Origin of the sequence: Streptomyces palmae (assembly GCF_004684805.1) — a bacterium.
Lineage (GTDB): Bacteria > Actinomycetota > Actinomycetes > Streptomycetales > Streptomycetaceae > Streptomyces > Streptomyces palmae.
This window is the reverse complement of sequence record NZ_SRID01000514.1, coordinates 1-3,846: the sequence shown is the minus strand read 5'-3', so window position 1 is coordinate 3,846 and position 3,846 is coordinate 1. Positions and strand designations below refer to the sequence as shown.

The window sequence follows — 3,846 nt, the reverse complement described above, 5'->3', positions numbered from 1 at the left end:
CCGGTGGGGCGGGGGCGGGCGGCCGGTGCCGGCGGACGAGGGAGAGGGTGAGCTCGTGGGCCAGGCCACCGATCCAGCCGTACGCCGCCGGGTACGCCGCCGGATCCTCGCAGATCTCCACCTCCCGGTTGCGGGACTCCTGCCTGAGCAGCCGCTGGTGGAGGGGGTCGTCCAGATCGAGGGAGAGGGTTTCGTCCGCCGCGGCCGACTGCACCCGGCGCGGCACCCCCAGGCGCGCCCGCCAGCGGGCCAGTTCCGCACGCCACTCCTCGGGCGGGAGGTCCTCCCGCAGCAGAGGGGCCGAGAGCTTCCAACGGGCGAGCCGGAGGACGACCCGGCCGTAGCGGACGCGGGGCAGGAAGGGCATGGCCTCCAGGGCTCCCCAGCTCCAGGGCGCCCACACGGACGAGCCGCCGGCCGAGATCTCCAGCAGGAAGCGCACCAGGGGCGGCGCCGAGCGGTCGGCGCCCAGCAGATGGGGTTTGCGCACCACGACCTCCCGGCCGTCCGTCCGCCGGACCAGCCGCAGCCGGTCCTCGTCGTCGGCGAGGACGTCGAGCTCCCGCCAGTCGATCACCTGCCGGTCCGTACGGTCCGCGAACACCCCGACGGGAAGCAGGTACGGCAGCACCCGCGGCACCTGGCCGATGTTCAGGTGCCGCGGGGAGGCGGGCTGGTAGCACACCTGCGCGTGCAGCCGGGAGTCGTCGCCGTCCGGGGCCATCAGGGCACGGATCCGCTCCGTACCGAGCAGGTGGGCGAAGCGGCCGGCCGAGGTGCCCGCCGCCTCGGACCCGCCGTGCCGGGCCAGGACCAGCCGGAAGTCCCCGCGGTCCAGCTCCTCGAGGCCCGCTGCGAGGACCTGGGCGCACAGTTCCAGGGACTCGGGCGCGGACCGGTCCTCCGCCCGTCCTCCGGCGAGCCGCAGAACGGCCGCCTGGTCCAGCACGATCTCCTCACCGCCGCCCGCGAGGCTGCCGTGCACCAGCTCGGCCAGGAGCGCGTCGCGGGCCGCGCGGCGGCGGTCCACGCCGGCGCCGGCGGGACGCGGCGCCCCGGTGCGGTAGCCCGCGGGCAGGCCGAGCCCGGCATGCGGATCCAGGAGCTCGCCCACCGGCACCGCGCGCCCCGTCCCGTACCGTTCGACGAAGGCGCGGGTGTAGGCGTCGAGGTGCGGGAAGAGGCCCTCGCGGGGGGTGAGCTGCCACAGCACGGCGGCGGCTTCCGCCAGTTCGGCGCCGACGGCCTCCGGCACGGTGACCGAGGCGTCCATGCGGAGGTCCACCTGCAACGGCGGGCAGGGGAAGCCGTGCCGGGTGCGCAGGGCCCGGTCGGCGGCCGCCAGCTCCCGGCGGCCGCCCCCGACCGGGGTCCTCGCGTACCGCTCCAGGGCCGCCCTGGCCTCGCCCGGCAGCGGGTCGGCCTCCGGCCCGTCCGGTGCCGGGCGGCGCGCTCCGCCGAGGGCCTCCGGTGCCAGGGAGGACAGCAGGAAGCGCATGCGCAGCAACCGCCGGACGATCCGCTCGGCGCTCTCCGCGGACCGCACCAGGTCCGGTTGCTCGGCCAGCATCGCCACCAGGCCGCGGAGGCCGACCGGGCGGGCGGCCCGCTCGTACACGAAGCGGACCGCCGGACCGTACCGGACCGAGAAGGCCCTGACCCCGGCGGCCCCGCCGACCGCCGGCACCCATGGCGAGTGGAGGCTGTCGCCCCGTACGAAGCACAGGTCGTTGGAGACGACGCGTACCCGGTCCGTCGGTTCCGCCTCGCCCAGGTACGCCTCGCTCACCGAGGCGGCCCACCCCGCGTCCGGCCGGACGAACTTGCGGTGCGCGGCGCCGGTCCCGACCTGCGCCCGGGGCCCGAGTTCCGCGGCGGCCACCCCCGCGAACAGGCCGAACGGCGTGGGGCGTCCGGTGATCCGCAGGGCGTACTTGGTCAGCGACTCGGCGACCCGGGCCAGCCTCTTGGGCGGCAGGTCCGCCCCGTCCTCGATCCGCCGCAGCATGCCGGCCAGGGAGTCGCTGGACAGCTCTACGGCCTCGCGCAGGAAGGGGTCGGCCGCCAGCGCCCTGAGGGAGTCGGCCGGCTCGGCCTCCGGCCCCGGGGCACGGTCGGCCAGGGCGTCCACGGGGAGCACGGCGAGCCGCAGCAGGACGGGCGAGCGGGCCGCGAACATGCGGAAGGTCACCGGCCCAGCGAAGTGGACCGGCACGCCGGACGGCAACACCGGCCGGTGAACTTCTCGGCGTACCTTGCGGTACCCGGCCCGCCGCCCCGCGCCACCCGCGTGCGGGTCGGATCGTCGCGGGCGGGGGCGCCACCCGTCGTCTGCGCCGATACCGGGCATCCGGGCGATCCGGCCGGGGTACGGCCACCCGGGGGCAGGAGCCGCGGCGGGAGGTGCGGTCCCTCGCCCGGCATCGAGGCCGACCGCGTGTCGCCGCCGGTGTCCGCCCCGGGGCGCGACGCGGTCCGGCAGCCGATGCCGGCCCGGCCGTGCCTGTGCCGTCCGCGGACGTCGCGCCCGCCGCTCCGGGTCGCCTCCCGCGCGTCCCTCGTCGGGCGCCGGGGCCGGGCGCCACCGACAATCGACACGACAGGGCCGAGAAGGAGCGATCCCGATGACGTTCTTCCAGCTGCGCAACCCGCACGACGAGGGTCACAGCGCCGGCCGGGCCGGCTGGCTGCGGGCCGCGGTCCTCGGGGCGAACGACGGCCTGGTGTCGGTCGCCAGTCTCATGGTCGGCCTGGCCGCCGGCGGCACCGGCCCCTCCGTGGTCGCCACCGGGGGTCTGGCCGGCCTGTCGGCGGGTGCGCTGTCCATGGCGGCGGGCGAGTACGTCTCGGTCAGCTCCCAGGTCGACATCGAGGACGCCGACCGAGCCAAGGAGACCCGCGAGCTCGCCGAGTATCCGGAGGCGGAACTGGCCGAACTCGCCGGCATCTACCGCGCCCGCGGGGTGCCCGCGGAACTGGCCTGGAAGGTCGCCGAAGCGCTGCACGCGGCCGATCCGCTCCAGGCGCATCTGCGCGACGAACTCGGGCAGAGCGAGCACACCGCCGCCCGCCCGCTCCAGGCGGCGCTCGCCTCCTCGGCCAGCTTCCTCGCCGGTGGGCTGATCCCCTTCCTCGGCCTCCTCGCGGGCTCCAGCGCCGCACGTGCCTGGCTGATCGTGCTGCTCACCCTCTGCGGCCTGGCCGTCGCCGGCGTGCTGGCCGCCCGCACCGCCGGCATCGGGGCGCTGCGCCCCACGCTGCGTGTCGTCGTGGGCGGTGGGCTGGCGATGGCCGTCACCGCCGCGGTCGGGCAGATCGCCCACGTCTCGGGGGTGTGAGTCCGGGCCGGACAGTCCCCACCAGTACCGCGAACCGGCCCGGCAGGTGCGATGTGCCCGGCGCATCCGCCGACCGCCCCGTCGGCGGGGGCCCGCCGGGTGCGCCGGTGGGCGTGCCCTCCGCGCCCGCCCGGCCGCCGCGCACCCAGCCCCTGTACCGCCCGTCCGCAGGGTGCCCCGGGGGCGTCGGTGCCGCCCCCTCGCACCGGTCCGCGGGTGAGGCTCGATTCCTCCCGGAACAATACCCATGGGGGTATCATGGCCAGCGTAAGTGAACGGCCCGGCGGATACCCGCGGGCGGGAGAGGAGTAAGCCATGTGTCGTCGAGTGACGTGTGGCAGGTGCGGCAAGGCCACCTACGCCGGGTGCGGAAACCACGTGGACCAGGTACTGGCCGGCGTCCCCAAGGGGCAGCGCTGCAGCTGCCCGCCGCAGCAGAAGCGGTCCTGGTGGCCCTTCGGCAGGCGCTGAGGGCAAGCGCGGCGTCGGGGGCCGCCCGCCGTACGGC

2 protein-coding genes are annotated in these 3,846 nt (G+C 76.8%); one reads left to right on the top strand and one right to left on the bottom strand.

The annotated features are described in order from the left end of the window. The coding region (locus E4099_RS30165; protein ID WP_167828532.1) for a lantibiotic dehydratase family protein at positions 1–2,191 on the bottom strand (2,191 nt) is incomplete at its 3' end. A 433-nt stretch (positions 2,192–2,624) separates the two neighbouring features. Between E4099_RS30165 and E4099_RS30160 the strand changes: the two genes are divergently transcribed. Further along, positions 2,625–3,338, top strand: a complete 714-nt coding sequence (locus tag E4099_RS30160; RefSeq protein ID WP_135342285.1) for a VIT1/CCC1 transporter family protein — start codon at positions 2,625–2,627, stop codon at positions 3,336–3,338. Positions 3,339–3,846 lie beyond the last annotated feature (508 nt).